This window comes from Litorisediminicola beolgyonensis (assembly GCF_042679605.1).
Taxonomy (GTDB): domain Bacteria; phylum Pseudomonadota; class Alphaproteobacteria; order Rhodobacterales; family Rhodobacteraceae; genus Litorisediminicola; species Litorisediminicola beolgyonensis.
In genome coordinates this window covers 132,333-155,579 of sequence record NZ_JBHTMU010000003.1, presented here as the reverse complement: position 1 = coordinate 155,579, position 23,247 = coordinate 132,333, and the positions used below count along the sequence as shown (strand labels likewise).

The 23,247-nt window shown below is 67.6% G+C and carries 18 protein-coding genes; 16 read left to right on the top strand and 2 right to left on the bottom strand.

What is annotated here, in order from left to right:
• Positions 1 to 44: 44 nt before the first annotated feature.
• From eda to glmM, 7 genes are all read left to right on the top strand, one after another.
• Positions 45 to 692 (top strand): bifunctional 4-hydroxy-2-oxoglutarate aldolase/2-dehydro-3-deoxy-phosphogluconate aldolase, encoded by a 648-nt coding sequence (gene eda / locus ACFQ4E_RS03035; RefSeq protein WP_386801443.1) that lies wholly within the window; start codon positions 45 to 47, stop codon positions 690 to 692.
• Between the two features lie 164 nt (positions 693 to 856).
• A complete protein-coding gene (gene glyS, locus ACFQ4E_RS03030) occupies positions 857 to 3,094 on the top strand; it encodes a glycine--tRNA ligase subunit beta (protein ID WP_386801442.1) in 2,238 nt (745 codons plus the stop codon).
• Between the two features lie 50 nt (positions 3,095 to 3,144).
• Positions 3,145 to 5,715, top strand: a complete 2,571-nt coding sequence (locus ACFQ4E_RS03025; protein ID WP_386801441.1) for a putative PEP-binding protein — start codon at positions 3,145 to 3,147, stop codon at positions 5,713 to 5,715.
• Positions 5,716 to 5,960: 245 nt separating this feature from the next.
• Positions 5,961 to 6,518, top strand: a complete 558-nt coding sequence (locus tag ACFQ4E_RS03020; protein ID WP_386801440.1) for a cell wall hydrolase — start codon at positions 5,961 to 5,963, stop codon at positions 6,516 to 6,518.
• Between the two features lie 144 nt (positions 6,519 to 6,662).
• Positions 6,663 to 7,598: a dihydroneopterin aldolase gene (locus ACFQ4E_RS03015; protein ID WP_386801439.1), complete on the top strand. Its 936-nt coding sequence runs from the start codon at positions 6,663 to 6,665 to the stop codon at positions 7,596 to 7,598.
• Between the two features lie 99 nt (positions 7,599 to 7,697).
• Positions 7,698 to 8,708 carry a dihydropteroate synthase gene (gene folP / locus ACFQ4E_RS03010; RefSeq protein ID WP_386801438.1) on the top strand — a complete coding sequence of 337 codons (1,011 nt, stop codon included), beginning with the start codon at positions 7,698 to 7,700 and terminating at the stop codon, positions 8,706 to 8,708.
• Positions 8,698 to 10,041, top strand: coding sequence for a phosphoglucosamine mutase (glmM, locus tag ACFQ4E_RS03005; protein WP_386801437.1), 1,344 nt, complete (start codon positions 8,698 to 8,700; stop codon positions 10,039 to 10,041). The genes folP and glmM overlap by 11 nt, the downstream gene beginning before the upstream one ends.
• Positions 10,042 to 10,110: 69 nt before the next feature.
• Here glmM and proS read toward each other — a convergent pair whose 3' ends face one another.
• Positions 10,111 to 11,442: a proline--tRNA ligase gene (proS, locus tag ACFQ4E_RS03000; RefSeq protein WP_386801436.1), complete on the bottom strand. Its 1,332-nt coding sequence runs from the start codon at positions 11,440 to 11,442 to the stop codon at positions 10,111 to 10,113.
• A 135-nt stretch (positions 11,443 to 11,577) separates the two neighbouring features.
• Between proS and ACFQ4E_RS02995 the strand changes: the two genes are divergently transcribed.
• The 9 genes from ACFQ4E_RS02995 to ACFQ4E_RS02955 all read left to right on the top strand — a co-directional run bounded on the left by ACFQ4E_RS02995 (position 11,578) and on the right by ACFQ4E_RS02955 (position 22,587).
• A complete protein-coding gene (locus tag ACFQ4E_RS02995; protein WP_386801435.1) occupies positions 11,578 to 12,939 on the top strand; it encodes an FAD-dependent oxidoreductase in 1,362 nt (453 codons plus the stop codon).
• A gap of 95 nt (positions 12,940 to 13,034) precedes the next feature.
• Complete coding sequence (locus ACFQ4E_RS02990) at positions 13,035 to 14,105, top strand: AI-2E family transporter (protein WP_386801434.1); 1,071 nt, start codon at positions 13,035 to 13,037, stop codon at positions 14,103 to 14,105.
• A complete protein-coding gene (locus ACFQ4E_RS02985; RefSeq protein WP_386801433.1) occupies positions 14,102 to 14,800 on the top strand; it encodes a chromosomal replication initiator DnaA in 699 nt (232 codons plus the stop codon). Before ACFQ4E_RS02990 ends, ACFQ4E_RS02985 begins: the two co-directional genes overlap by 4 nt.
• A gap of 45 nt (positions 14,801 to 14,845) precedes the next feature.
• Entirely contained in the window at positions 14,846 to 17,023 is a 2,178-nt protein-coding gene (locus ACFQ4E_RS02980) for an RNA degradosome polyphosphate kinase (protein WP_386801432.1), read from the top strand.
• Between the two features lie 201 nt (positions 17,024 to 17,224).
• Positions 17,225 to 17,983 carry a Crp/Fnr family transcriptional regulator gene (locus tag ACFQ4E_RS02975; protein WP_386801431.1) on the top strand — a complete coding sequence of 253 codons (759 nt, stop codon included), beginning with the start codon at positions 17,225 to 17,227 and terminating at the stop codon, positions 17,981 to 17,983.
• Between the two features lie 87 nt (positions 17,984 to 18,070).
• The gene (locus ACFQ4E_RS02970) at positions 18,071 to 19,615 is read left to right on the top strand and encodes a Ppx/GppA family phosphatase (RefSeq protein WP_386801430.1); all 1,545 of its coding nucleotides are present in this window, start codon (positions 18,071 to 18,073) and stop codon (positions 19,613 to 19,615) included.
• A gap of 14 nt (positions 19,616 to 19,629) precedes the next feature.
• Positions 19,630 to 20,517 carry a DMT family transporter gene (locus tag ACFQ4E_RS02965; protein WP_386801429.1) on the top strand — a complete coding sequence of 296 codons (888 nt, stop codon included), beginning with the start codon at positions 19,630 to 19,632 and terminating at the stop codon, positions 20,515 to 20,517.
• Positions 20,518 to 20,589: 72 nt separating this feature from the next.
• Positions 20,590 to 21,867 (top strand): phosphopyruvate hydratase, encoded by a 1,278-nt coding sequence (gene eno, locus ACFQ4E_RS02960; protein WP_386801428.1) that lies wholly within the window; start codon positions 20,590 to 20,592, stop codon positions 21,865 to 21,867.
• Positions 21,868 to 21,948: 81 nt separating this feature from the next.
• A complete protein-coding gene (locus tag ACFQ4E_RS02955; protein ID WP_386801427.1) occupies positions 21,949 to 22,587 on the top strand; it encodes a DedA family protein in 639 nt (212 codons plus the stop codon).
• Here the strand turns inward: ACFQ4E_RS02955 and ccmE are convergent.
• Positions 22,563 to 23,012 carry a cytochrome c maturation protein CcmE gene (gene ccmE, locus ACFQ4E_RS02950; protein WP_386801471.1) on the bottom strand — a complete coding sequence of 150 codons (450 nt, stop codon included), beginning with the start codon at positions 23,010 to 23,012 and terminating at the stop codon, positions 22,563 to 22,565. The genes ACFQ4E_RS02955 and ccmE overlap by 25 nt on opposite strands.
• Positions 23,013 to 23,247: the final 235 nt, after the last annotated feature.

Here is a 23,247-nt window from a genome sequence, read left to right as displayed (position 1 = left end):
TAAAAATACGCACTCTTCCCTCTCCAACCACGCGGATCCGCCCGATGCTTTCTCCCAAAGACGCCAGCACACGCAGCGAAGCCCTCTGCCGCCTTGCCCCCGTCATCCCGGTCCTGGTGATCGACGATCTCTCCCAGGCCCGTCCCCTGGCCGAAGCGCTGGTCGCGGGCGGTCTGCCGGTGCTCGAAGTGACCCTGCGCACGCCGGTGGCGCTCGATGCGATCGCCGAGATGGCCAAGGTCGAGGGCGGCCGCGTCGGTGCGGGCACGCTTTTGACGCCCGAGGACGTGCGCCGCGCGGTCGAGGCGGGGGCGACCTTCGGCGTCTCCCCCGGCGCCACCGACACGATACTCGACGCTTGCGAGGCCGCTGACCTGCCGCTCCTGCCCGGCGCCGCCACCTCTTCCGAGGTGATGCGCCTCCTTGAGCGCGGCTACACGGTGCAGAAGTTCTTTCCGGCCGAGGCCAATGGCGGCGCGCCCGCGCTCAAGGCCATCGGCGCGCCCCTGCCGCAGGTCCGCTTCTGCCCGACCGGCGGCGTGTCCCTCAAGAACGCGCCGGACTACCTGGGGCTCTCGAACACGCTCTGCGTCGGCGGGTCCTGGGTCGCGCCCAAGGACAAGCTCGCCGCGGGCGACTGGGCGGGGATCGAGGCGCTGGCCCGCGAAGCCGCCGCATTGCCGGTCGCCTGACCGACCGGCCCGGAGATTTTTATCTAAAAATCTCACGCCCCCGCCGCCATTGGCTCAAGATTTTTATCTAAAAATCTTGTGGCGCCGAACCGCCGCCTTATCCGCTGGACGGGGGCGGCGGGCGGCGCTATCCCCCGGGGCGTCACGCGACCGAAGAGGCTCCGATGCCCGATCTCCTGATCGAACTCTTTTCCGAGGAAATCCCCGCCCGCATGCAGGCGCGTGCGTCCGCGGACCTGAAAGCGCGGATGACGGACGGTCTCGTCGAGGCGGGTCTGACCTATGCCCATGCCGAAGCCTTCGCCACGCCGCGCCGCCTGACCCTCGCCGTCGAAGGCCTTCTGGCGCGCTCGCCCGATCAGCGCAAAGAGCGCAAAGGCCCCCGCACCGACGCGCCCGAGAAGGCCATCGAGGGCTTCCTGCGCGGCGCCGGTGTGACCCGCGACCAGCTCGAAGAGCGCGACGACAAGAAGGGCCGCGTCTTCTACGCGATGATCGAGCGTCCCGGACGCGCCGCGCCCGAGATCGTGGCCGAGGTTCTCGAGCGCGTGATCCGCGACTTTCCCTGGCCGAAATCCATGCGCTGGGGCGCGGGATCGCTGCGCTGGGTCCGTCCCCTGCATCGCATCCTCTGCATCCTGACCAATGACGCGGGCGAGGCAGAGATCGTCCCGCTCGACATCGACGGCATCCGCGCGGGCGACCGGACCGAGGGCCATCGCTTCATGGCGCCCGGAGAAATTTCGGTCACGTCTTTCGAGGATTACGAGGCAAAGCTCACCCGCGCGAAAGTGGTCCTGAACCCAGCCACCCGCGCCGAGACCATCGCGCATGATGCCGCCAACCGGTCCTTCGCCATCGGCCAGGAACTGGTCGAGGACCAGGGCCTTCTCGCCGAGGTGGCCGGGCTCGTGGAATGGCCCGTGGTACTCATGGGCGAGATCGGTGCCGAGTTCCTGGACCTGCCGCCGGAAGTGCTCCAGACCTCAATGAAGGAGCACCAGAAGTTCTTCTCGGTGCGCAACCCCCGCAGCGGCCGGATCGAGCGCTTCGTGACGGTGGCCAATCGCGAGACCGCCGATGACGGCGCGACGATCCTCGCGGGCAATCAGAAGGTGCTGTCCGCGCGTCTGAGCGATGCCAAGTTCTTTTGGGAAAACGATCTGCGCATCGCCCGCGACCAGCGCATGAAGCCCTGGCTCGACCAGCTTGCGAACGTCACGTTCCACAACAAGATCGGCTCGCAACGCGCTCGGATCGAAAGGATTTCCAAGCTCGCGCGTACGCTGGCGCCGCGCGTCGGCGCCGATCCGAAACTGGCCGCGCAGGCCGCCGAGATCGCCAAGGCCGACCTTGCCTCGGAGATGGTCTACGAGTTCCCGGAACTTCAGGGGCTTATGGGGCGCTATTACGCCGAGGCCGCGGGTCTCGACAGCGCCGTCGCGGCGGCGGCGCAGGAGCATTACGCGCCCTTGGGGCCGTCCGACAGCGTCCCGCGCAAGCCCGTCTCGGTCACCGTCGCGCTCGCCGACAAGATCGACACGCTCGCCGCGTTCTGGGCCATCGACGAAAAGCCCACCGGCTCCAAGGACCCCTTCGCGCTCCGCCGTGCCGCGCTCGGCGTGATCCGCCTGATCCTCGAGAACAGGCTGCGCCTGCCGCTCTTGCGCTATCTCGAAGGCCAGCTAGTTCAGATCAAGACCTCGGCCAGCAGCGACGACCTGCCCGACATGGCCGTCCCGAAGCTGCGAGACCTCCTGGAAGAGATCGCCGATCACGGTGTCTTCGGCACCGCCCTGGAAACCGTTCTCGAAGCGCTACATCCCGAGGATCGCGAGCCGGTCGATGACGTGATGTCGAGCGTGCCGGACAAATCCGCCGATCTTCTGGGCTTCATCCATGACCGCTTGAAGGTGTTCCTGCGCGACGAGGGATTGCGGCATGACGTGATCGACGCCTGTCTCGCGATGCCCGGAACCGATGACCTGACGCTGCTCGTCACCCGCGCCCGCGCGCTCCAGGCGGTGCTCGACACCGAGGATGGCGAGAACCTCGTGCAGGGCTTCAAACGGGCCAACAACTTCCTGACGCAGGCCGAGACCAAGGACGGGGTCGAATACAGCTTCGGCGCCGACCGCAAATTCGCCGAAACCGATGCGGAGCGCGCGCTTTTCGACGCCCTCGATGCGGCCGAGGCCAAGATCGCCCCGGCGATGAACGCCGAGGATTTCGGAACCGCCATGGCCGCCATGGCCGCGCTGCGCCCGTCGGTCGATGCGTTCTTCGACACCGTTCAGGTCAATGCCGACAGCGAGATTCTCCGCCGCAACCGTCTCAACCTGCTCAGCCGGATCCGCACGACCTGCCTCTCGGTCGCCGACCTCACGCGCCTCGAAGGCTGACGCGCAAAGTCAGGCTTGCATGACAGACTGACAGGCGTATTGTGCCTGACATGGCAGATGCTGCAGCGCAGAATTTCGATCTGGAAGATATCCGGACGACCCTGATCACTCCCACGGCTCCGATCCAGTCCGCGACGCATGGAGGCCGTGCGAAGTGTTTGCAGCGCCTCGCCCGGCTGGATCTGCCGGTGCCGCGCACCGTGGCGCTTTCCTTCGACGTGGTGCATGAAATTGCCCATGGGCAGATGCCCGACATCCCCGATCTCCTGTCGAAATTCGATCCCGGCGCGCTGCTCTGCGTCCGGCCGTCCTCGGAGGATCCCGACTGGGGCGGTCCGGGCACGGTGCTGAATGTCGGCATGAACGACGCGGCCTATGTGGAATTGTCGGACCGGATCGGCCGCGAGGCCGCCGCCGGGCTGTACCAGCGCTTCGTGCAATCCTACGCGATACATGTCGCCCGGCTCGACCCCGATCTTTTCGACGAGGATGGCGGCACGAGCGGCTCCGAAGGCCTGAGCGCCGCGCTCGCCGCCTTCGAGGAAGAGGCCGAAGAGCACTTCCCGCAAAGCCCCGAGGTGCAGCTGGCCCAGGTGCTGCGGTCGATGGCACGGGCCTGGGAAGGCACCTCGGCGCGGCTCCTGCGCCAGGCCCGCGGCGCGCCCGCCGATGCCGGTCTGGGGCTCGTGGTTCAGGAAATGGCGCTCGGGCTCGGACGCGGCGAGTGTGGCTCGGGCGTGTTCCAGTTGGTTGACAGTGAAACCGGGCTTCTGCAGGTCACCGGGCGCTACCTGAGCCAGAGCCAGGGCCGCGAGGCGCTCGAAGGCCAAGGGGCGATCTTCCTTGCGCGCGACCCGCGCGGGCCGTCCCTGGAAGAGCTCGACCCCGCCGCGTTTGCCGAACTGAAAAGCCACGCGGCGCTGATGCGGCGTCGGCTTCGCGCCGAGATGCAGATCGAGTTCACGCTGGAGAACGGCAAGCTGTCGATCCTCGACGGGGTCGTCGTGCAGCGCTCGGCGCGCGGAGCGGTGCGCATCGCCGTGCGGCTCTGCGAAGACGGGATCATCACGCCGCAGGAAGCGGTCCTCCGGGTCGAGCCGCAGACGCTGACCGCGCTCCTGCACCGGCAGGTCGATCCCAAGGCTGCGCGCGACGTCGTCGGACAGGGCATTGCCGCCTCGCCCGGCGCGGCATCGGGGCGGATCGTCTTCACCGCCGCCGATGCGCAGGCGAGCCAGTCGCGCGGCGAAAACTGCGTGCTCGTCCGGCGCGAGACCTCGCCCGAGGATGTGCGCGGCATGCATGCCTCGGTCGCGGTCCTGACCGAGCGCGGCGGCATCACCAGCCACGCTGCGGTGATCGGGCGCGGCATCGGCCTGCCTTGCGTCGTCGGTGCTGCGCGGATGAAGCTCAGCCCCGAGGACCGCACGCTCCGGACCGAGGATGGCCGCGTCCTGACCGAGGGCGAGATCATCACCGTCGACGGCACCAATGGCGAGGTTCTCCTCGGCGCGCCCAAGATGCTCGAGGCGCGGCTCGACGATGCCTTCCGCACGCTCCTGTCCTGGGCCGATGCGGAGCGCGATATCGGCATCCGCGCCAACGCCGATACGCCGTCGGACGCGCAGACCGCCCGGAATTTCGAGGCCGAGGGGATCGGCCTCTGCCGCACCGAGCACATGTTCTTCGAGCCCGGTCGCCTGACCGTGATGCGCGAGATGATCTTTGCCGACCGCGCCGATGACCGGCGCGAGGCGCTGGAGCGGCTCCTGCCGATGCAGCGGGCGGATTTCATCGAGCTCTTCCGCATCATGCAGGGCCTGCCGGTCTGCATCCGGCTTTTCGATCCGCCGCTCCACGAGTTCCTGCCGACCGACCGCCAGGGCCTGCGCGATCTGGCCGATGCGCTCGACCTGCCGGTCTCGGTCGTCACGCGCCGGGTGCGCGAGATGGGCGAATACAACCCGATGCTGGGTCTGCGCGGCGTCCGGCTCGGCATCACCGTGCCCGAGATCTACGACATGCAGGCCCGCGCGATCTTCGAGGCCACGCTCGAGGCGAGCCGAGACGGCGCGCCCGTGGTGCCCGAGGTGATGATCCCGCTGGTCTCGACCCGCCGCGAGGTCGAGATCGTGCGCGCCCGGATCGACGCCGTGGCCGCCGCGGTGCGGACCGAGCGCGGGCGCAGCTTCACCTATCGCTTGGGCGTGATGGTCGAGACGCCCCGCGCCTGCCTGCAGGCGGGTGAGATCGCGCAGCACGCGCATTTCCTGTCCTTCGGAACGAACGACCTGACCCAGATGACTTACGGCCTCTCGCGCGACGATGCGGGGCGGTTCATGTCGGATTACGTGGCGCAGGGTGTCTTCCCAGAGGACCCGTTCCACCGCCTCGACCGCGATGGCGTCGGCGAGCTTCTGACCATCGGGCTGGAGCGCGGACGGCGCGGACGCGCGGGAATCACCGTGTCGATCTGCGGCGAGCACGGGGGCAATCCCGACTCGATTGCCTTCTGTCGCGAGGCCGGATTCGACTATGTCAGCTGCTCTCCCTTCCGCGTTCCGGTGGCGCGACTCGCTGCCGCACAGGACGCGATCCGCCACAAGATCGAGCGGAGCTGACCCGAATCGCCACAACATACAGAAGCCGAATCAATGAGATCGGCGATTCTCAGCCGACACGGCGGCTGTCAAACTAGATCTTGGGAACCTCATCGAATAGGTGATGCGGCGATCGGGAGGCACGTCCCCACGGCCTCCAAAACTGCTGCTACACGATGAGGACACCAATGGTTCGCTTTCTAGTTTCTGCGCTTGTGGCGCTTTGCGTCGCACAGCCGGGCTTGGCACAGGCAGCCGAGTCCGACATGGGAAATCTTCTGCGCGAGGAGAGCCGCGCGCTGAACGCGGCTGCCAGCGCGCATCTGCAACGCATGGTCGAGCCCGCCCCCGAGGGCGCTGTGAAGGCCCTGCAATATTCCAAAAACTGGCTCAGCACCCAATCGTTCCGTGAAGGCGGATCGGAATGGGAATGCCTGGCCGAAGCTCTTTACTTCGAGGCCCGCGGCGAGACCGTGAAAGGCCAATTCGCCGTGGCCGAGGTCATCCTGAACCGCGTCGACAGCCCGCGCTACCCGAACTCGATCTGCGGCGTCGTCAACCAGGGCACTGGCCGCAAATATGCCTGCCAGTTCACCTATACCTGCGACGGCCTCCCCGAGACCATCGCCGAGCCCGCCGCCTTCCGCCAAGTCGGCAAGGTCGCCCGCCTCATGGTCGAAGGCGCACCGCGCCAGCTGACCGACGGCGCCACCCACTATCACACCACCGCCGTGAGCCCGAACTGGGCGCGCAGCTTCCCGATGACCGCCAAGATCGGCGTGCACCGGTTCTACAAGCAGCCGATCCGGCTGAGTTCGAACTGAACGCAAAGGCAGCCCGGCGGTTCCGCCGAGCCAAGAGAAACGCAGACATAAGTCGGTTTCGAGCGGTGACGGGGCGTGTTCCACTGGAACCGCCCCGTTTCGCATCTGTATGATGGCGGCGTGACCTGATCGAAATGGGGACCCATGGTCTCGGAAGTACGCCTCGCCTTCGCGCATCCCGCCGAGCGCGCCATCGCCACCGCCGGAGACGATCCGCGCGACCGTATCTCGGTGCGCGACCATATCGTCGAGGTCGAGATCGGTGCCTTCCAGGCCGAGCGTGGCACGACGCAGCGCGTCTGTTTCAACGTCGTGGTCGAGGTGGAGCCCTTCACCGGACCGCTCGATGACGATGTCGACCGCATCCTCTCCTACGACCGCGTGACCGAGGCGATCGCCGCCGAGCTGGCCTCCGAGCGGGTTAACCTGCTCGAGACCCTGGCCGAGGGCATCGCGACGCGCATCCTCGCCGAGCCGCAGGCGCTGCGCGCCTTCGTGCGGATCGAGAAGCTCGACCGTGGGCCCGGCGCGCTCGGCGTCGAGATCGTCCGCTCGCGGGCCGATCTCGGAGATCGCGCCGCCGCGCTGGCCGAGGAGCGGCCGCATCCGCGCGTCGTCTATCTCTCGAACGCCGCGATTGACGACGCCCGGCTGAACGTCTGGATCGACGCCTTCATCGCCGAAGGTGCGCCGGTGATCCTCTGCGTGGGTCTGCCTGACGCAGAGCCCCCCCGGCCGCTCGCGCCACATAAATGGGTGGAACGGCGCATCGCGCTTCTCGCCATCGAGCAGAACGGCTGGCGGGTCGCAGCGCGCGACGAGCGCGCCAAGGTGGTCGCCACGCGGACCGAGCTCGACTGGGCGATGAAGAACGGCCAGGTCTGCCTCTGGGCGCCGTCCAAGATGGTTCTCGACGCGACCGAAGGCCCGATGGGCGCGCATCCCGACCCCTTGGCGCTCACGTCGTGGTTCGCGGGCCGCATGGAGGCCTGCGAGTTGATCATGCTGGGTGCGCCCGCTCCCACCGGTGAGACGACGGTGCCCCTGCGCGCGCTCGCTCTCGACGAGATGCCGGGGTGAACCGGCGCGACGCCGAAATCCGAACCGGATTTCGCGCGGATTTCGAATCGAAATCCGGCCGCCCTTGATGCGCTTGCGCTTTTGCCACATCCACGCGCCATGAGTTCTCGCTTTCGCCCCCTGCCCCTCCTCGACCGTCTCGCCCCGTCCGACGCCCATCCCTTGGCGGGCGGCCCCGTCCTCTTCACCCATGTCGAAGACCGGGAGAGCGGAGACATCTGTCGGCTCGCCGACTTGCCCAATGACATCCGCGCCGCCCTGACCGCGCCGCGCGCGCCGCTTGCGGGCCTGTCGATGGACCGGCCGCGCGTCATGGGCATCCTGAACGTCACGCCCGACAGCTTTTCCGACGGTGGCCAGCATTTCTCGGTTCGGGCCGCGGTCGCGCGCGGGCGCGCGATGCTCGCCGAAGGCGCGGATATCCTCGATATCGGCGGCGAAAGCACCCGTCCCGGCGCCGCCGAGGTGCCCGTCGCAGAAGAGATCGCCCGTGTCGTGCCTGTGATCGAAGCGCTCGCGGCCGAGACCCGGGCGCCGATCTCCATCGATACCCGCAAGGCCCGCGTCGCCGAGGCCGCGCTCGCTGCGGGCGCGACACTTGTCAACGATGTCTCGGCGATGAGCTTCGATCCCGAGATCGCCGCTGTCACCGCCGAGGCCGGTGCCGCGCTCTGCCTGATGCATGCGCAGGGCACGCCCGAGACCATGCAGGAGGCGCCGCGCTACGATGACGTTCTGGGCGAGGTCGCGGACTACCTCGCAGAGCGCGTCAGCGCGGCCATCGACGCCGGGATCGCGAAGGACCGGGTCTGCGTCGATCCCGGCATCGGCTTCGGCAAGAACCTGCTTCACAACCTCGCGCTCCTGCGCGGGATCGCGCTTTACCATGGGCTCGGCTGTCCGATCCTGCTCGGCGCCTCGCGCAAGCGCTTCATCGGCACTGTTTCAAATGTGACAGAGCCCGGCGAAAGGATGCCGGGATCGCTCGGCGTGGCGCTTGCCGCCGCCGCGCAAGGGGTGCAGATTCTGCGCGTGCATGACGTGGCCGAGACCGCGCAGGCGCTCCGCCTCTGGGCGGCGATCGGGCAAGGAGAGAGCTATGGGACGTGAGCTGTTTGGCACCGACGGGGTTCGGGGCCGCGCCAATACGCATCCGATGACCGCCGAGATGGCGCTCGCCATCGGCGCCGCGGCGGGGCGCTATTTCCGCCGCGAGCGCGGCGGCGTGCACCGCGTGGTGATCGGGAAGGACACGCGCCTCTCGGGTTACATGTTCGAGAATGCGCTGACCGCGGGGCTGACCTCGACCGGGATGTCGGTCCTGCTCCTGGGTCCGGTGCCGACACCGGCGGTGGGTCTTCTGACCCCGTCGATGCGGGCCGATCTGGGCATCATGATCTCGGCCAGCCACAACCCCGCCCCCGACAACGGGATCAAGTTCTTCGGCCCCGACGGGTTCAAGCTGTCGGACGAGGCCGAGGAAGAGATCGAGGCGCTGGTGGCGGCGGGGGTCGAGCCGGCCCAGGCCGACAATATCGGCCGCGCAAAGCGGATCGACGACGGCCGCTTTCGGTACCAGGAGCGGGTGAAATCCACCCTGCCTGCGGGGCTGAGCCTCGAAGGGCTCAAGGTGGTCGTCGACTGCGCCAATGGTGCCGCCTACCGGACCGCGCCCGAGGTGCTCTGGGAGCTTGGTGCCGAGGTCATCCCGGTCGGCGTCTCGCCGAACGGGCTCAACATCAACGATGCCTGCGGATCGACCAAGCCGCAGGTCGCCGCCGAGACCGTGGTCGCGCACGGCGCCGATGTCGGCATCTGCCTCGATGGCGATGCCGACCGGGTGATCCTGATCGACGAGACCGGGCGCGTGGCCGATGGCGACCAGATCATGGCGCTGATGGCGGCCCGCTGGGCCGAGGATGCGCGGCTTCGCGACGGCACGCTGGTCGCGACCGTGATGAGCAATCTCGGGCTCGAGCGGTTCTTGGAAGCGCGCGGTCTGAGGCTCGAGAGAACCGGGGTCGGCGACCGCTATGTCGTCGAGGCGATGCGCCGCGGCGGCTGGAACCTCGGTGGCGAGCAGTCGGGTCACATCGTGATGACCGATTTCGCGACCACCGGCGACGGTCTGATGGCCGGGCTGCAGTTCCTGGCCGAGATGAAGCGCACCGGGCAGCCCGCCTCGCGGCTCAGCCAGAATTTCGAGCCGGTGCCGCAGATGCTGCGCAACGTTCGCTACACCGCAGGCCAGGCGCCGCTCGAGACGGCCGCGGTGCAGGAGGCGATCCGCGACGCGGAGGCCGAGATGGGCGCGCGCGGGCGGGTCCTCATCCGCAAGTCCGGTACCGAGCCGCTGATCCGGGTGATGGCCGAATGCGAGGACGAGGCGCTCCTGACCCGGCTCGTGGATGGCATCGTCGCCGAGGTCGAACGCGCCGCTTGACCCGGGCGGTGACGGAAACCGATCCGGTTTCCGCGCGAAATCCGGTCCGGATTTCGGCCAGCGCTCGGCTCAGGCGTAGATCTGCGCGATCCGCGTAAGCGCCTGCTCGGGCGGCAGTTCCTCGCTCTCGCCGGTGCGGCGGGAGGTCAGCTCGACCACGCCGTTCTTCAGCCCGCGCGGGCCCACGGTGATCCGCCAGGGCAGCCCGATCAAGTCCATCGTCGCGAATTTCGCGCCCGCCCGCTCGTCGCGGTCGTCGTAGAGCGGATCGAGGCCCATCGTGACCAGGCTGTCATAGAGCGCATGGCAGGCCGCGTCGGCCTCGGCATCGCCCTGCTTGAGGTTCACGATGCCGACATGGAAAGGCGTTACGCCCTCGGGCCAGATGATCCCCTTGTCGTCATGGCTGGCCTCGATGATCGCGCCCAGAAGACGGCTGACGCCGATCCCGTGCGAGCCCATGTGGACCGGCACCTGCTTGCCCTCGGTATCGACGACGGTCGCGCCCATCGGCTCGGAATACTTGGTGCCGAAATAGAAGATCTGCCCGACCTCGATGCCGCGCGCGGTGCGGCGGCGCTCTTCGGGGATCTGGGCGAAGACCTCCGGATCGTGGGTCTCGTCGGTGCGGGCGTAGCGCGAGGTGAACTCCTCGAGCACGGCGCGGCACGCCTCGACGCTGTCATAGTCGATCTCACGGTCGCCGAATTTCAGATCGGTGATCTCGCTGTCGTAGAACACCTCGGACTCGCCCGTTTCGGCCAGCACCAGGAACTCATGCGTGTCGTCGCCGCCGATCGGTCCGCTGTCGGCGCGCATCGGGATCGCCTGCAGGCCCATCCGCTCGTAGGTGCGCAGGTAGCTCACCAGGTGCCGGTTATAGGCGTGAAGCGCGTCCTCTTTGGTCAGGTCGAAATTGTAGCCGTCCTTCATCAGGAACTCGCGGCCCCGCATCACTCCGAAGCGCGGGCGGATCTCGTCGCGGAACTTCCACTGGATGTGGTAGAGCGTCAGCGGCAGGTCGCGGTAGCTCGACACGTGGCTGCGGAAGATGTCGGTGATCAGCTCTTCGTTGGTCGGACCGTAGAGCATGTCGCGGTCATGCCGGTCGCGGATGCGCAGCATCTCGGGACCGTAAGCGTCGTAGCGCCCGCTCTCGCGCCAGAGATCGGCCGATTGAAGCGTCGGCATCAGCATCGGGATATGGCCCGCGCGGACCTGCTCTTCATGCACGATCTGCTCGATCCGCTTGAGCACCTTGTAGCCCAGGGGCAGCCACGAATAGATGCCCGCCGAGGCCTGCTTGATCATGCCCGCGCGCAGCATGAGCCGGTGCGACACGATCTGCGCCTCGGACGGCGTTTCCTTCAGAACCGGCAGGAAATAGCGGGACAGGCGCATGGTCAGACCTCTTGGAGCCTTTGGATTGGCCGCGAGGTGTAGGGGAAAGCGCGCGCGCCTTCAATCCGCTGCGAACGGCTTGACGCGAGGCACCCGCGAAGGCTTCCTGCCGCTCCGAAGATCAGGAGAGCCGCCATGCAGACGATCGAGGAACCGGCCCGGCGCATCCCCGTGGCCGCCCGTGCCGAGGTGGTCGTGATCTGCGGCGGCCCCGGCGGTCTGGCGGCGGCGCTCGCGGCCGCGCGCGAGGGCGCCGACACCCTGCTGATCGAGCGCTTCGGCTGTCTCGGCGGCAATATCACCGTCGTGGGCGTCGAGGGCTTCGCCTGGTATCGCCACGAGGCCACCGTCGAGGCCGGGGGCCTCGGGCGCGAGTTCGAGGATCGGGCCCGCGCGATGGGCGCCGCGGTGCCGGAAAGCCAGTCGCTGAGCTATGAGCTCGACGCCGAGGGCTTCAAGCTCGTCGCCGACACTCTGGCCGAAGAGGCGGGCGTGCGCGTCATGATGCACCGGCTCTTCGTGGCACCGGTGATGGAGGGCAGCCGGATCATTGGGGTGATCGTCGAAAGCAAGGCCGGGCGCGAGGCGATCCTCGCAGACGTGGTGATCGACGCCACGGGCGATGCGGATGTCGCGTTCCGCGCGGGCGCGCCCTGCCGCACCACCCCGGTCGAGGAGATGCAGGCGGCCTCGGTGATGTTCCACCTCGCGGGCGTCGACAAGCGCCGGTTTCTCGAGGGCGTGCGCGCCGATCCGCAGACCTATGCGGACTGGTCCTCTGGCGAGTGGCAGGTCGAGACGGACGGCAAGGAGGACGCGATGTACTCGCCCTTCCTGGGCAAACCGTTCGAGGCGGCCCGGCGCGACGGCGTGATCCCCGCCGATCTGACCACCATCGGCGGCACATGGGGCGCCGTGCACGACACCGGCGAGATGACCTATATGAACCTCGTCCATCTCGCGGGCTGCGACGGGCTCGATCCCGACAGCCTCACCCGCTTCGAGATCGAGGGGCGGCGGCAGGCGATGGCGGCCATCGACGCGCTCCGCGCCTATACGCCCGGTTGCGAGGACGCGCGGCTGAGGAATTTCGGCATGTCCATCGGCATCCGCGACACCCGCAAGATCGCCGCGGTCTACGACATGACCGAGGCGGATGTGCGGGGCGAGGCCCGCTTTGCGGACAGCATCGGGATCTATCCCGAATTCATCGACGGCTACGGCGTGCTGATCCTGCCCACCACGGGCCGCTACATGCACATCCCCTATCGCGCGCTCCTGCCACAGGGCGTCGAGGGGCTCTTGGTGGCCGGGCGCGCCATCGGCGGCGACCGGATCGCCCACGCGGCGACCCGCAACATGGCCTGCTGCGCCGTCACCGGCCAGGGCGCGGGCGTCGCTGCCGCGCTCGCGGTCCGGAGCGGCGTCCCCCCGTCTGAGATCGCGCGCGACGCGGTGCAGGATGCGCTGGTGCGACAGGGCGTGCGGATCGCGTGATCCACGCCAACAGTCCCGTGATATAACAGCGGGTTGTCACCGTCTGCGCAACAGTAGACAAAGGCATCATCATTCCTGCGGTCAGGAGACGGGACGTGGCTCTGAGCGTGCGCCAGCAGACGACCTATTGGGGGATCGCCGCCGCGATCCTCCTGGCGGTGCTGTGGCTCCTCGGCGACGTTCTCCTGCCCTTCATCCTCGGCATGGCCATCGCCTATTTCCTCGACCCGCTTGCGGATCGGCTGGAAGCGGCGGGCACCTCGCGGCGGGTCGCGACCGCGATCATCACCCTGGGCGCGCTCTTCGTCTTCGTGGTTCTGGCGCTTCTGGTGATCCCGGCGCTGGTGCGCCAGGCCGGTCAGCTGATCGAGACCGCGCCCGAGCTGACCCAGCAACTCCAGGCCTTTCTGACCGAGCGCTTCCCGGGCTTCGAGGGTGCCGAGAGCATCATGCGCGACACGTTGCAGGATCTCGGCCAGGCGGTGCGCGAGCGCGGCGGAGCGCTCCTGAAGACGGCGCTGACCTCGGCCGCGACGCTGATCGACCTCGTCCTGCTCTTTGTCATCGTGCCGGTCGTGTCGGTCTACCTGCTGATGGACTGGGACAACATGGTAGCGCGGGTCGACGACCTTTTGCCGCGCGAGCACGCGCCGGTGATCCGCGAGCTGGCCCGGGACATCGACCGGACGCTTGCGGGGTTCATCCGCGGCATGGGCACGGTCTGCATCATCCTCGGCGTCTACTATGCGGTCGCGCTGATGCTCCTCGGGCTGCAGTTCGGTCTCGTGGTCGGCGTTGCCGCAGGCTTCCTGACCTTCATCCCCTATGTCGGCGCCATCGTCGGAGGCGTCCTGGCGATCGGGCTCGCGCTCTTCCAGTTCTGGGGCGACTGGGTCTGGATCGTCGCGGTCTGGGCGGTCTTCCAGTCCGGGCAATTCGTCGAGGGCAATTTCCTGACTCCGAAACTCGTGGGCGACTCGGTCGGGCTGCACCCGGTCTGGCTGCTTCTCGGCATGTCGGTCTTCGGCACGCTCTTCGGCTTCGTGGGTCTTCTGGTCGCGGTGCCGATCGCCGCCGCGCTCGGCGTCGTCGCCCGCTTCGTCGTCAACCGCTACAAGCACAGCGAGCTCTATCTCGGAGATGGGGCCGACGAGGGCGAAAGATGAGTTCGCAGCGCCAGGCCCCGCTGCCCCTCGACCTGCCGAGCCGGGCCGCCCTCGGGCGCGGCGATTTCTTCGTCGCCGAGGCCAACGCGATGGCGGTGGCGCAAGTCGATGGCTGGCGGAGCTGGCCCGGCGGCAAGCTGGTGCTCGCGGGGCCGCGTGGCTCCGGCAAGACCCATCTCGCCCATGTCTGGAGCGCCGAGAGCGGCGCGCTCATCGTCTCGGCCGGCGATCTTGCCGGCTCCGACATTCCCCGGCTGACGCGCCGGGCGCTCTGCGTCGAGAATGTCGACCGCATCGCGGGCGATCCCGAAGCCGAGGAAGCGCTGTTCCACGTCCACAACCTCGCGCTTGCCGAACGGCAGCCGCTCCTCATGACCGCGGCGAGCCCGCCCTCGAACTGGGGCATCACCCTGCCCGACCTCGCCAGCCGGATGATGGGCACGCAGGTGGCGCGGCTCTCGAAACCCGACGACCAGCTCCTGACGGCGGTTCTGGCCAAGCTCTTCGCCGACCGCCAGATCGTGCCCGCGCTGGATGTCATCCCCTACCTCGTGCGCCACATGCGGCGCTCCTTCGACATGGCCGGACAGATCGTCTCGGCGCTCGACCAGGCCGCGCTCGGCACGCCCAAAGGCGTGACGCGCAGTCTCGCCCGGCGTGTGCTGGTCGAGATCGATCCGCCCGACGCGCCGTGATCTCTGTCATGGAAGCGTCACACGAGACGCGGTAAGGACTGATCCATGTCCGATGCTGATTTCCTCCATTCCCCGCGCCCCAAACCGGTCGAGCTGCCCGAGCTCGATCCCACGAGCCCCGACCGGTTCCTGAACCGCGAGCTGAGTTGGCTGGCCTTCAACTGGCGGGTGCTGGAAGAGGCCGAGAACCCGCGCGTTCCGCTCTTGGAACGGGTGCGGTTCCTGTCGATCTCGGCCTCCAATCTCGACGAGTTCTACAACGTCCGTGTCGCGGGCCTGCGCGAGCTGGCGATGGCCGGCAACACCACGCCCGCCGCCGATGGGCTGACCCCCGCCCAGCAGCTCGTGAAGATCAACGAGAACGCGCGGCGGCTGATGCAGCGCCAGCAGGATGTCTACGCCGCGCTGCGCGACGAGATGGAGACCGCCGACATCTGCATCGTCGCACGGGACAAGATCACCAAGGAAGACAAGGGCTATCTCGCGGATGCCTTTCTCGACAAGGTCTTCCCGGTGCTCTCGCCCCTGGCCATCGACCCGGCCCACCCCTTCCCCTTCATCGCCAATCTCGGCTACTGCCTCGCGCTGCAACTCGAGCGCGGCAAGGAGAAGAAGAGCCTTCAGGCGGTGCTTCCGATCCCGCAGCAGATCAACCGCTTCATGCGCCTCCCCTCCGAGGAGGGCCAGCACCGGTTCATCCTTCTCGAAGACGTGCTGCTTCTGCACATCGATAGCCTCTTTCCCGGCTACAAGGTGCGCGATCATTTCTCGTTCCGCGTGCTGCGCGACAGCGATCTCGAGGTCGAGGAAGAGGCCGAGGATCTCGTGCGCGAGTTCGAGGTTGCGCTCAAGCGCCGTCGCCGCGGCGAGGTGGTGCGGCTGACCGTCTCCAAGGACGCGCCGCAGGCGCTGAAGCGCGTGGTCATGGACGAGCTGCACGTGCGCGAGGACGAGCTCATCGAGATGCACGGCATGATCGGCATCGTCGACACCAAGGAGCTGGTGCTGGGCGACCGCCCCGATCTTCTCTGGCCGACCTTCACGCCGCGCGTGCCCGAGCGGGTGCAGGACCATGACGGCGACATGTTCGCGGCGATCCGCCAGAAGGACATGCTGCTGCACCACCCGTACGAGACCTTCGACATGGTGGTGCGGTTCCTCAAGCAGGCCGCCGCCGATCCGAACGTGGTGGCGATCAAGAACACGCTCTACCGGACCTCGTCCAACTCGCCTATCGTCGACGCGCTCTGCGAGGCCGCCGAGGACGGCAAGTCGGTGACCGCGCTCGTCGAGCTCAAGGCCCGCTTCGACGAGGCCGCCAATATCCGCCAGTCCCGCAAGCTCGAGCGCTCCGGCGCGCATGTGGTCTACGGCTTTCTCGACTGGAAGACCCATACCAAGATCGCCTCGGTCGTCCGGCGCGAGGGCGACAAGCTCGTCACCTACACCCATTACGGCACCGGCAATTACCACCCGATCACCGCCAAGATTTACACCGACCTGAGCTTCTTCACCTGCGACCTGGCGCTCGGACGCGACGGCTCCAAGGTCTTCAACTACCTCTCGGGCTACGCCTTTCCCGAGGGGCTGGAGAACCTGTCGATCTCGCCGCACACGCTGAAATCCACGCTTCTGGAGCGGATCGAGGACGAGATCGCCTTTGCCAAGGCCGGGAAACCCGCGCAGATCTGGGCCAAGATGAACGCGTTGATCGAGGCCGACATGATCGACGCGCTCTACCGTGCGAGTCAGGCGGGCGTGCAGATCGACCTGGTGATCCGCGGCATCTGCGGGCTCAGGCCCGGCGTGAAGGGGCTCTCGGACAATATACGGGTGAAATCCGTGGTGGGCCGGTTTCTTGAGCATTCCCGCATCGCCTGTTTCGGCAACGGCCACGGCCTGCCGCACAAGAAGGCGCGGGTCTACATCTCCTCGGCGGACTGGATGGGCCGCAACCTCAACCGCCGGGTCGAGGTTCTGGTCGAGATCAAGAACGACACGGTGAAGGCGCAGATCGTCAGCCAGATCATGGCCGCGAACCTCGCCGACGTGGCGCAGAGCTGGGTCCTGCAGCCCGACACCACGTGGGAGCGCAAGCCCATCGAGGAAGGCACCTTCGCCTTCTCCTGTCACCGCTTCTTCATGGAGAACCCCTCGCTCTCGGGCCGCGGCTCGGCGGGCGCGGCGGACGTGCCGCAACTGACCCATACCGACGCCGACTGAGCGACCGGTCGGTCACGGCCGCCCCATCTGCGGCTGCCCGAGGACGAGACCGTCCCGCGCGCGACATCCCTTACACTGCACCCCGCTCACCGCCGAGTGACCGGGGTCACAGCCTCCGCGCCCTCTCCCTGCTAGCAACAAGGGGCCCCTGCGCCATCGCCTCCCGGCGGTGGTGCGGACCGGCAAGCGGAAGGCCCCTCAATGCTCGAACCTTTTCTGTCCAAAGTCCTGGTCCTGTCCGGACTGATCGGAGTGCTCTTGTATCTTGGCGCTTATTTCGCGCTGCAAATGCGGCTGATTTCGGGGACGGGGTTTCTCTACCCGCTCCTGAACCTCGTTGCGGCGGGATGCGTGCTGATCGACCTGCAACGGCATTTCAACCTGTCGTCCTTTCTGATCCAGGTGAGCTGGATCGCGATCAGCCTCGCCGGGCTGGCGCGCGTCTCGTACCAGTGCAGACGGATCTCCCTCACCTCCGAGGAAGAAAGCTTCGCGGCCTCGAAGCTCCCGACCGCGCCGCGCTATCTGGTGCGCCGCCTGCTCGATGCGGGGCGCTGGGTCGATCTGCCCGAGGGCTGGGTGCTGGCGCGGCGGGGATTGCCCTTCGACAACCTCGTCTACGTGGTGCGCGGCTCGGTCGCCTGCGGTCTCGAGGGCGAGCCCCGCTATGTCTACGGCGCCGACCGCTATCTCGGCGAGCTGACGGTCCTGTCGGGCGAACCTGCGAGCGCCACATGCGTCACCGCGTCGCCCTGCCGCTGCCTGCTGGTCGATGCCGACCGGCTGCGCAAGCTCGCCGCCATGGACGAGCGCCTGCGGGTGGCGCTTGAGGCGAGCTTCTTCGAGGATGTCTATCGCAAGATGATCGAGGCCGACGACACCGTGTCGACGCTGATCTGCGAGCTGGCCGAGGCGCGGCGCTCCTCTGCGCCACGGCTGACGCTGATCAAGTCGGTCTAGCGTGTCCGCGCGGCACCTCGTTGCTTGACCTAGGGACGCCTCTGCGCCACCTATGCCGCGACCGAGGACCGAGCGACGCGAGGACGTATGGACGCCATAGCCGACCCCGACCATCCGGAATGGGGCCCCTTCGGACGCCCGCTCTTCGATGACCCCGAGGCCCGCAAGCTGGCCCGCGTCGGCGTGGTCGATATCGGCTCGAACTCGGTTCGTCTCGTGGTCTTCGACGGCGCGGCGCGCAGCCCGGCCTATTTCTACAATGAAAAGGTGATGTGCGGCCTCGGCGCCGGCATGGCCGAGACCGGACGGCTGAACCCCGAAGGCCGCGCTCGGGCGGCCTCGGCGCTGGCGCGCTTTGCCCGGCTCGCAGACAGCATGGGGATCGAACTGACTGCCGTGGCGACCGCCGCGGTGCGCGATGCCGAGGACGGCCCCGCCTTCCGCGAGGAGGTCGAGCGCGATACCGGTCTCAAGATCTGGGTGATCGACGGCGAGGAAGAGGCGCGGCTCTCGGCGCAAGGCGTCCTTCTGGGCTGGCCCGGCTCCTACGGGCTGGTCTGCGATATCGGCGGCTCCTCGATGGAGCTCGCGGAGATCTCGCAGGGCCGTGTCGGGCGGCGGGTCACGTCGGATCTGGGGCCGCTGAAGCTCCGCGATCTCGGCGACAAAAAGGCCCGCGAGAAGCGGATCAAGCAAGTCATGGCCGGTCTGTCCAAAACCATGGGCACCCAGCGGGACCGCCTGTTCCTCGTCGGTGGTTCCTGGCGGGCCATCGCGCGGATCGACATGGAGCGGCGGGATTACCCGCTGCACGTCCTTCACGAATACCGGATGGATGCGCAGGCGGTGAAGGACACCGTCGCCTTCATCGAGGCCGCCGATCTCGAAGAGCTGCGCGGGCGGTGTTCGCTCTCCTCCAGCCGGATGGCGCTCGTGCCCTATGCCGCCGAGGTTCTGAAACGGCTGGTCGCGGATTTCGAGCCCAAGGACATCGCGATCTCCTCCTACGGCATCCGCGAAGGGCTTCTCTACGAGCAGATGCCGCAGAAACTGCGCCAGCGCGATCCGCTGATCGAAAGCTGCCGCTTCGCCGAGGCCAAGGATGCGCGCGTGCCGGGATACGGCAAGACGCTCTACCGCTTCGTCACGCCGCTCTTTCCCGAGGCGGATGCCGCGATGATGCGCATCGTCAAGGCGGCCTGCCTTCTGCATGACGTGAGTTGGCGCGCGCACCCCGATTACCGCGCCGAGACCTGTTTCGACAACGCCACCCGCGCCAATCTCGGCGGACTCAAGCATGGCGAGCGCGTCTGGCTCGGCCTCGCGCTCCTGCATCGCTACAAGAACAAGCGCGAGGGCACGCGGTTCGAGGATCTCTTCCCGCTGCTCGACGAGGGCGAGATCCGCTCTGCCGAGGTTCTGGGCAAGGCCATGCGGCTCGGCGCGATGCTCTGGATGGATGAGGTCTCCGAGGCGGGCGCGTCGCTCGACTGGACCCCCGAGACCAGGAAGCTCACGCTGTCGCTCGCGCGACGGGCCGTCCCGCTCTTCGGCGAGGTGGCCGAGTCGCGGTTCAAATCGCTCGCAAACTCGCTCGGTGCCGAGACCGAGGTTCTGGCCGAGACCGGCTGACGGAGCCCACGCCTATGGAAAATTTGCGGGGCATCCTGCTGATGGTGGTCGCGATGGGCGCCTTTGCCATCGAGGACACCTTCATCAAGACGCTCGCGCCCGCGGTTCCCGTGGGCCAGATCCTCCTGATCATCGGTGTCGTCTCCGGCGGGTCCTTCGCGGCCTATGCACATCTGCGCGGCGCGCGGCTTCTGGGGCCCGCGCTCTGGTCCAAGCCGGTCCTCTGGCGCACGCTCTGCGAGATCGTCGGCACGATCAGCTTCATGACCGCGATCACGACGATCCCGCTCGCCACCGCCTCGGCCATCGCCCAGGCGATGCCGCTGGTCATCACCCTGGGGGCCGCGCTTTTTTTCGGCGAAGAGGTCGGCTGGCGGCGCTGGTCCGCGATCGGGGTCGGTCTGGCCGGTGTCCTGATCATCCTGCGCCCCGGCACGGCGGAGTTCGATCCCAACACGCTCTGGGCGGTGGTCGCGGTCTTCGCGCTGGCCGCCCGGGATCTCTGCGTCCGCGCGGTCCCGGCCGAGATCGGCCACCTTCAGGTCGCCGCCTACGGGCTTCTGAGCGCGATCCCCTCGGGGCTCTTGCTCATGCCCTTCACCGGCGGACCCGTGGCCCAGAACGCCACCCAGACGCTCCTTCTCGCCGGCGCCGTCGTCGCCGGAGGGCTCGCATACTACGCCCTGACCAGCGCATCGCGCACCGGGCAGGTGTCGGTCGTCACGCCCTTCCGCTTCTCGCGTATCCTCTTTGCCCTGATCCTCGGCGCCGTCTTCTTCGGCGAGCGGCCCGATCTCTGGACGCTTCTCGGCGCCACGCTGATCGTCGGTTCGGGGATTTTCACGCTCCTGCGCGAGCGCCGCGCCGCGCGGATTGCAGTTTCGAAACACCGTTACCGCTAACACGGAACGTTTACTTCACGCTCCCGTCAGGATATGCGGGACCGAACTCCGAGGGTTGAAAGGAGAGGATAGATGAGCCTCATCATCGACATACACGCGCGCGAAATTCTCGACAGCCGGGGCAATCCCACCGTCGAGGTCGACGTCACACTGGAAGACGGCACGATGGGCCGCGCCGCGGTCCCCTCAGGGGCCTCGACCGGCGCCTACGAGGCGGTCGAACGCCGCGACGGCGACAAGTCGCGCTACATGGGCAAGGGCGTGCTCGACGCCGTCTCGTCGGTGAACGGCGAGATCGCCGATGCGCTGGCCGGGTTCGACGCGCTCGACCAGCAGGGGCTCGACGCCGCGATGATCGAGCTCGACGGTACCGACAACAAGGGCCGCCTCGGCGCCAACGCCATTCTCGGCGTCTCGCTCGCCACCGCCAAGGCGGCGGCCGAGTTCACCGCCCAGCCGCTCTACCGCTATGTCGGCGGCACCTCGGCGCGGGTCCTGCCGGTTCCGATGATGAACATCATCAACGGCGGCGAACATGCAGACAACCCGATCGACATCCAGGAATTCATGATCATGCCGGTCGCAGCGGACAATATCCGCGACGCGGTGCGCATGGGCTCGGAGGTGTTCCACACCCTGAAGAAAGAGCTGTCCTCGGCAGGCATGTCGACCGGTCTCGGCGACGAGGGCGGCTTCGCGCCCGAGCTCGGCTCGACCCGCGATGCGCTCGACTTCATCCTGAAATCCATCGAGAAGGCCGGCTACAAGCCCGGCGAGGAGATCTTCCTCGCGCTCGACGCCGCCTCGACCGAGTATTTCAAGGACGGCAAGTACGAGATGAAGGGCGAAGGCCTCTCCCTCACCTCCGAGGAAAACGTCGACTACCTCGCCAAGCTTTGCGACGACTACCCGATCATCTCGATCGAGGATGGCTGCGGCGAAGACGACTGGGACGGCTGGAAGATACTGACCGACCGGCTCGGCGACCGCGTGCAGCTCGTGGGCGACGACCTCTTCGTCACCAACCCCAAGCGCCTCGCCATGGGGATCGAGAAGGGCTGCGCCAACTCCATGCTTGTGAAGGTCAACCAGATCGGATCGCTGTCGGAGACGCTCAAGGCCGTCGACATGGCCCACCGCGCGCGCATGACCAACGTGATGAGCCACCGCTCGGGCGAGACCGAGGACGCCACCATCGCCGATCTGGCCGTCGCCACCAATTGCGGGCAGATCAAGACCGGCTCGCTGGCGCGCTCGGACCGGCTGGCGAAATACAACCAGCTCATCCGCATCGAGGAGATGCTGGGCGAGGTCGCCGAATACGCCGGACGCTCGATCCTGCGCGGCTGATCCGGGGCTTGCACGGGGCGACCTTGGATCCAAAGCGGCACGGCCTGCGTTCCTGACAGGTAAACCTGGGAGCCCTTGCCCGTGTCCGACTGGATCATCGCCTTCATGGAACAGGGCGGCTACTTCGCCGTCGCCGCCCTGATGTTTCTCGAAAACCTCTTTCCGCCGATCCCGTCCGAGATCGTCATGCCGCTCGGCGGCTATATCGCCGCGCGCGACGGTCTGAGCCTGGTGCTCATGGTGCTCGCGGGCACGCTCGGAGCGCTCGCAGGCGCCTATTTTTGGTACTGGATCGGCCGCCGCATCGGCACCGACGGGGTCAAGACCTTCGCCCGCCGCTACGGCCGCTGGCTGACGCTCACCCCGCAGGAAATCGACACCGCCGATGCCTGGTTCGACCGCTATGGCGGCTGGGCGGTCTTCGTCGGCCGCCTGATCCCCGGCGTACGCACCTTCATCTCGGTGCCCGCGGGCCTGTCGGAAATGCCGCTCGGCCGGTTTCTGCTCTTCACCACGCTCGGCACGACGCTCTGGTCGGCGGCTCTGACCATCGCGGGCTACTATCTCGGCGCGCGCTACGACGCGGTCGCGTCCTGGACCGGCCCGGTCTCGAACCTCGTGATCGTGCTCGCCGTCGGCTACTATCTCTGGCGCGTCGCCACCTTCCGCCGCCGCGTGCCCCGCGAGGAGCCCGGTCAGGAGCCCGGCGCGCCTTCCTGATAGACGCCCTGCTCCTTGAGCGCGTCGATCACCTCTTTCGGCATGTAGGTCTCGTCATGCTTGGCAAGGATCTCGGAGGCCTCGAAGGTCCCGTCCACCAGCCGCCCGGTGCCGACCATGCCCTGCCCCTCGCCGAAGAGATCCGGCAGCACGCCGGTATAGACGACCGGCACGGTGGCGCCGCCATCGGTGACGCGGAACCGGATCGCCTCGCCCTGCCCGCGCGTGAGCGAGCCTTCCTCGACCAGACCGCCGATGCGGAACACCTCGGAGGGCGGAGGCGGCGTCTCGGCCACCTGGCTCGGCGAGCGGAAGAAGTTGATCCCATCGCGCATCGCGTAGCCGATGAGCGCCGTGGCCCCGATGAGCGCCACCGCGGCGAGCGCGATCACCTGCACCCGGCGTTTCTTCTTGAGCGATTTCAGAGCCATCCCCGACCTCTCCCTGAGCCTGGAGATCTCTCATAGCAACAAGCCGCCGCCTTGGAAATGCGACAGTCCCACACGGCTGCGTGTGGCGCGGACCTGCCCGCCCGCGCGACCGCCCCTAGGGCTTCTCTTTTTCCCAAATACCGCCGGGGGTGAATTGGCCGAAGGCCAAGAGGGGGCAGCGCCCCCTTACGACGTTTCAATGCCATGCAACGTAAGGGCGAGAGATCGG

What these genes read in the sequence shown, in the direction of transcription:
- eda (WP_386801443.1), top strand. Translation starts at nt 45, where the DNA reads ATGCTTTCTCCCAAAGACGCCAGCACACGCAGCGAAGCCCTCTGCCGC.
- glyS (WP_386801442.1), top strand. Translation starts at nt 857, where the DNA reads ATGCCCGATCTCCTGATCGAACTCTTTTCCGAGGAAATCCCCGCCCGC.
- ACFQ4E_RS03025 (WP_386801441.1), top strand. Translation starts at nt 3,145, where the DNA reads ATGGCAGATGCTGCAGCGCAGAATTTCGATCTGGAAGATATCCGGACG.
- ACFQ4E_RS03020 (WP_386801440.1), top strand. Translation starts at nt 5,961, where the DNA reads ATGGGAAATCTTCTGCGCGAGGAGAGCCGCGCGCTGAACGCGGCTGCC.
- ACFQ4E_RS03015 (WP_386801439.1), top strand. Translation starts at nt 6,663, where the DNA reads ATGGTCTCGGAAGTACGCCTCGCCTTCGCGCATCCCGCCGAGCGCGCC.
- folP (WP_386801438.1), top strand. Translation starts at nt 7,698, where the DNA reads ATGAGTTCTCGCTTTCGCCCCCTGCCCCTCCTCGACCGTCTCGCCCCG.
- glmM (WP_386801437.1), top strand. Translation starts at nt 8,698, where the DNA reads ATGGGACGTGAGCTGTTTGGCACCGACGGGGTTCGGGGCCGCGCCAAT.
- proS (WP_386801436.1), bottom strand. Translation starts at nt 11,442, where the DNA reads ATGCGCCTGTCCCGCTATTTCCTGCCGGTTCTGAAGGAAACGCCGTCC.
- ACFQ4E_RS02995 (WP_386801435.1), top strand. Translation starts at nt 11,578, where the DNA reads ATGCAGACGATCGAGGAACCGGCCCGGCGCATCCCCGTGGCCGCCCGT.
- ACFQ4E_RS02985 (WP_386801433.1), top strand. Translation starts at nt 14,102, where the DNA reads ATGAGTTCGCAGCGCCAGGCCCCGCTGCCCCTCGACCTGCCGAGCCGG.
- ACFQ4E_RS02980 (WP_386801432.1), top strand. Translation starts at nt 14,846, where the DNA reads ATGTCCGATGCTGATTTCCTCCATTCCCCGCGCCCCAAACCGGTCGAG.
- ACFQ4E_RS02975 (WP_386801431.1), top strand. Translation starts at nt 17,225, where the DNA reads ATGCTCGAACCTTTTCTGTCCAAAGTCCTGGTCCTGTCCGGACTGATC.
- ACFQ4E_RS02970 (WP_386801430.1), top strand. Translation starts at nt 18,071, where the DNA reads ATGGACGCCATAGCCGACCCCGACCATCCGGAATGGGGCCCCTTCGGA.
- ACFQ4E_RS02965 (WP_386801429.1), top strand. Translation starts at nt 19,630, where the DNA reads ATGGAAAATTTGCGGGGCATCCTGCTGATGGTGGTCGCGATGGGCGCC.
- eno (WP_386801428.1), top strand. Translation starts at nt 20,590, where the DNA reads ATGAGCCTCATCATCGACATACACGCGCGCGAAATTCTCGACAGCCGG.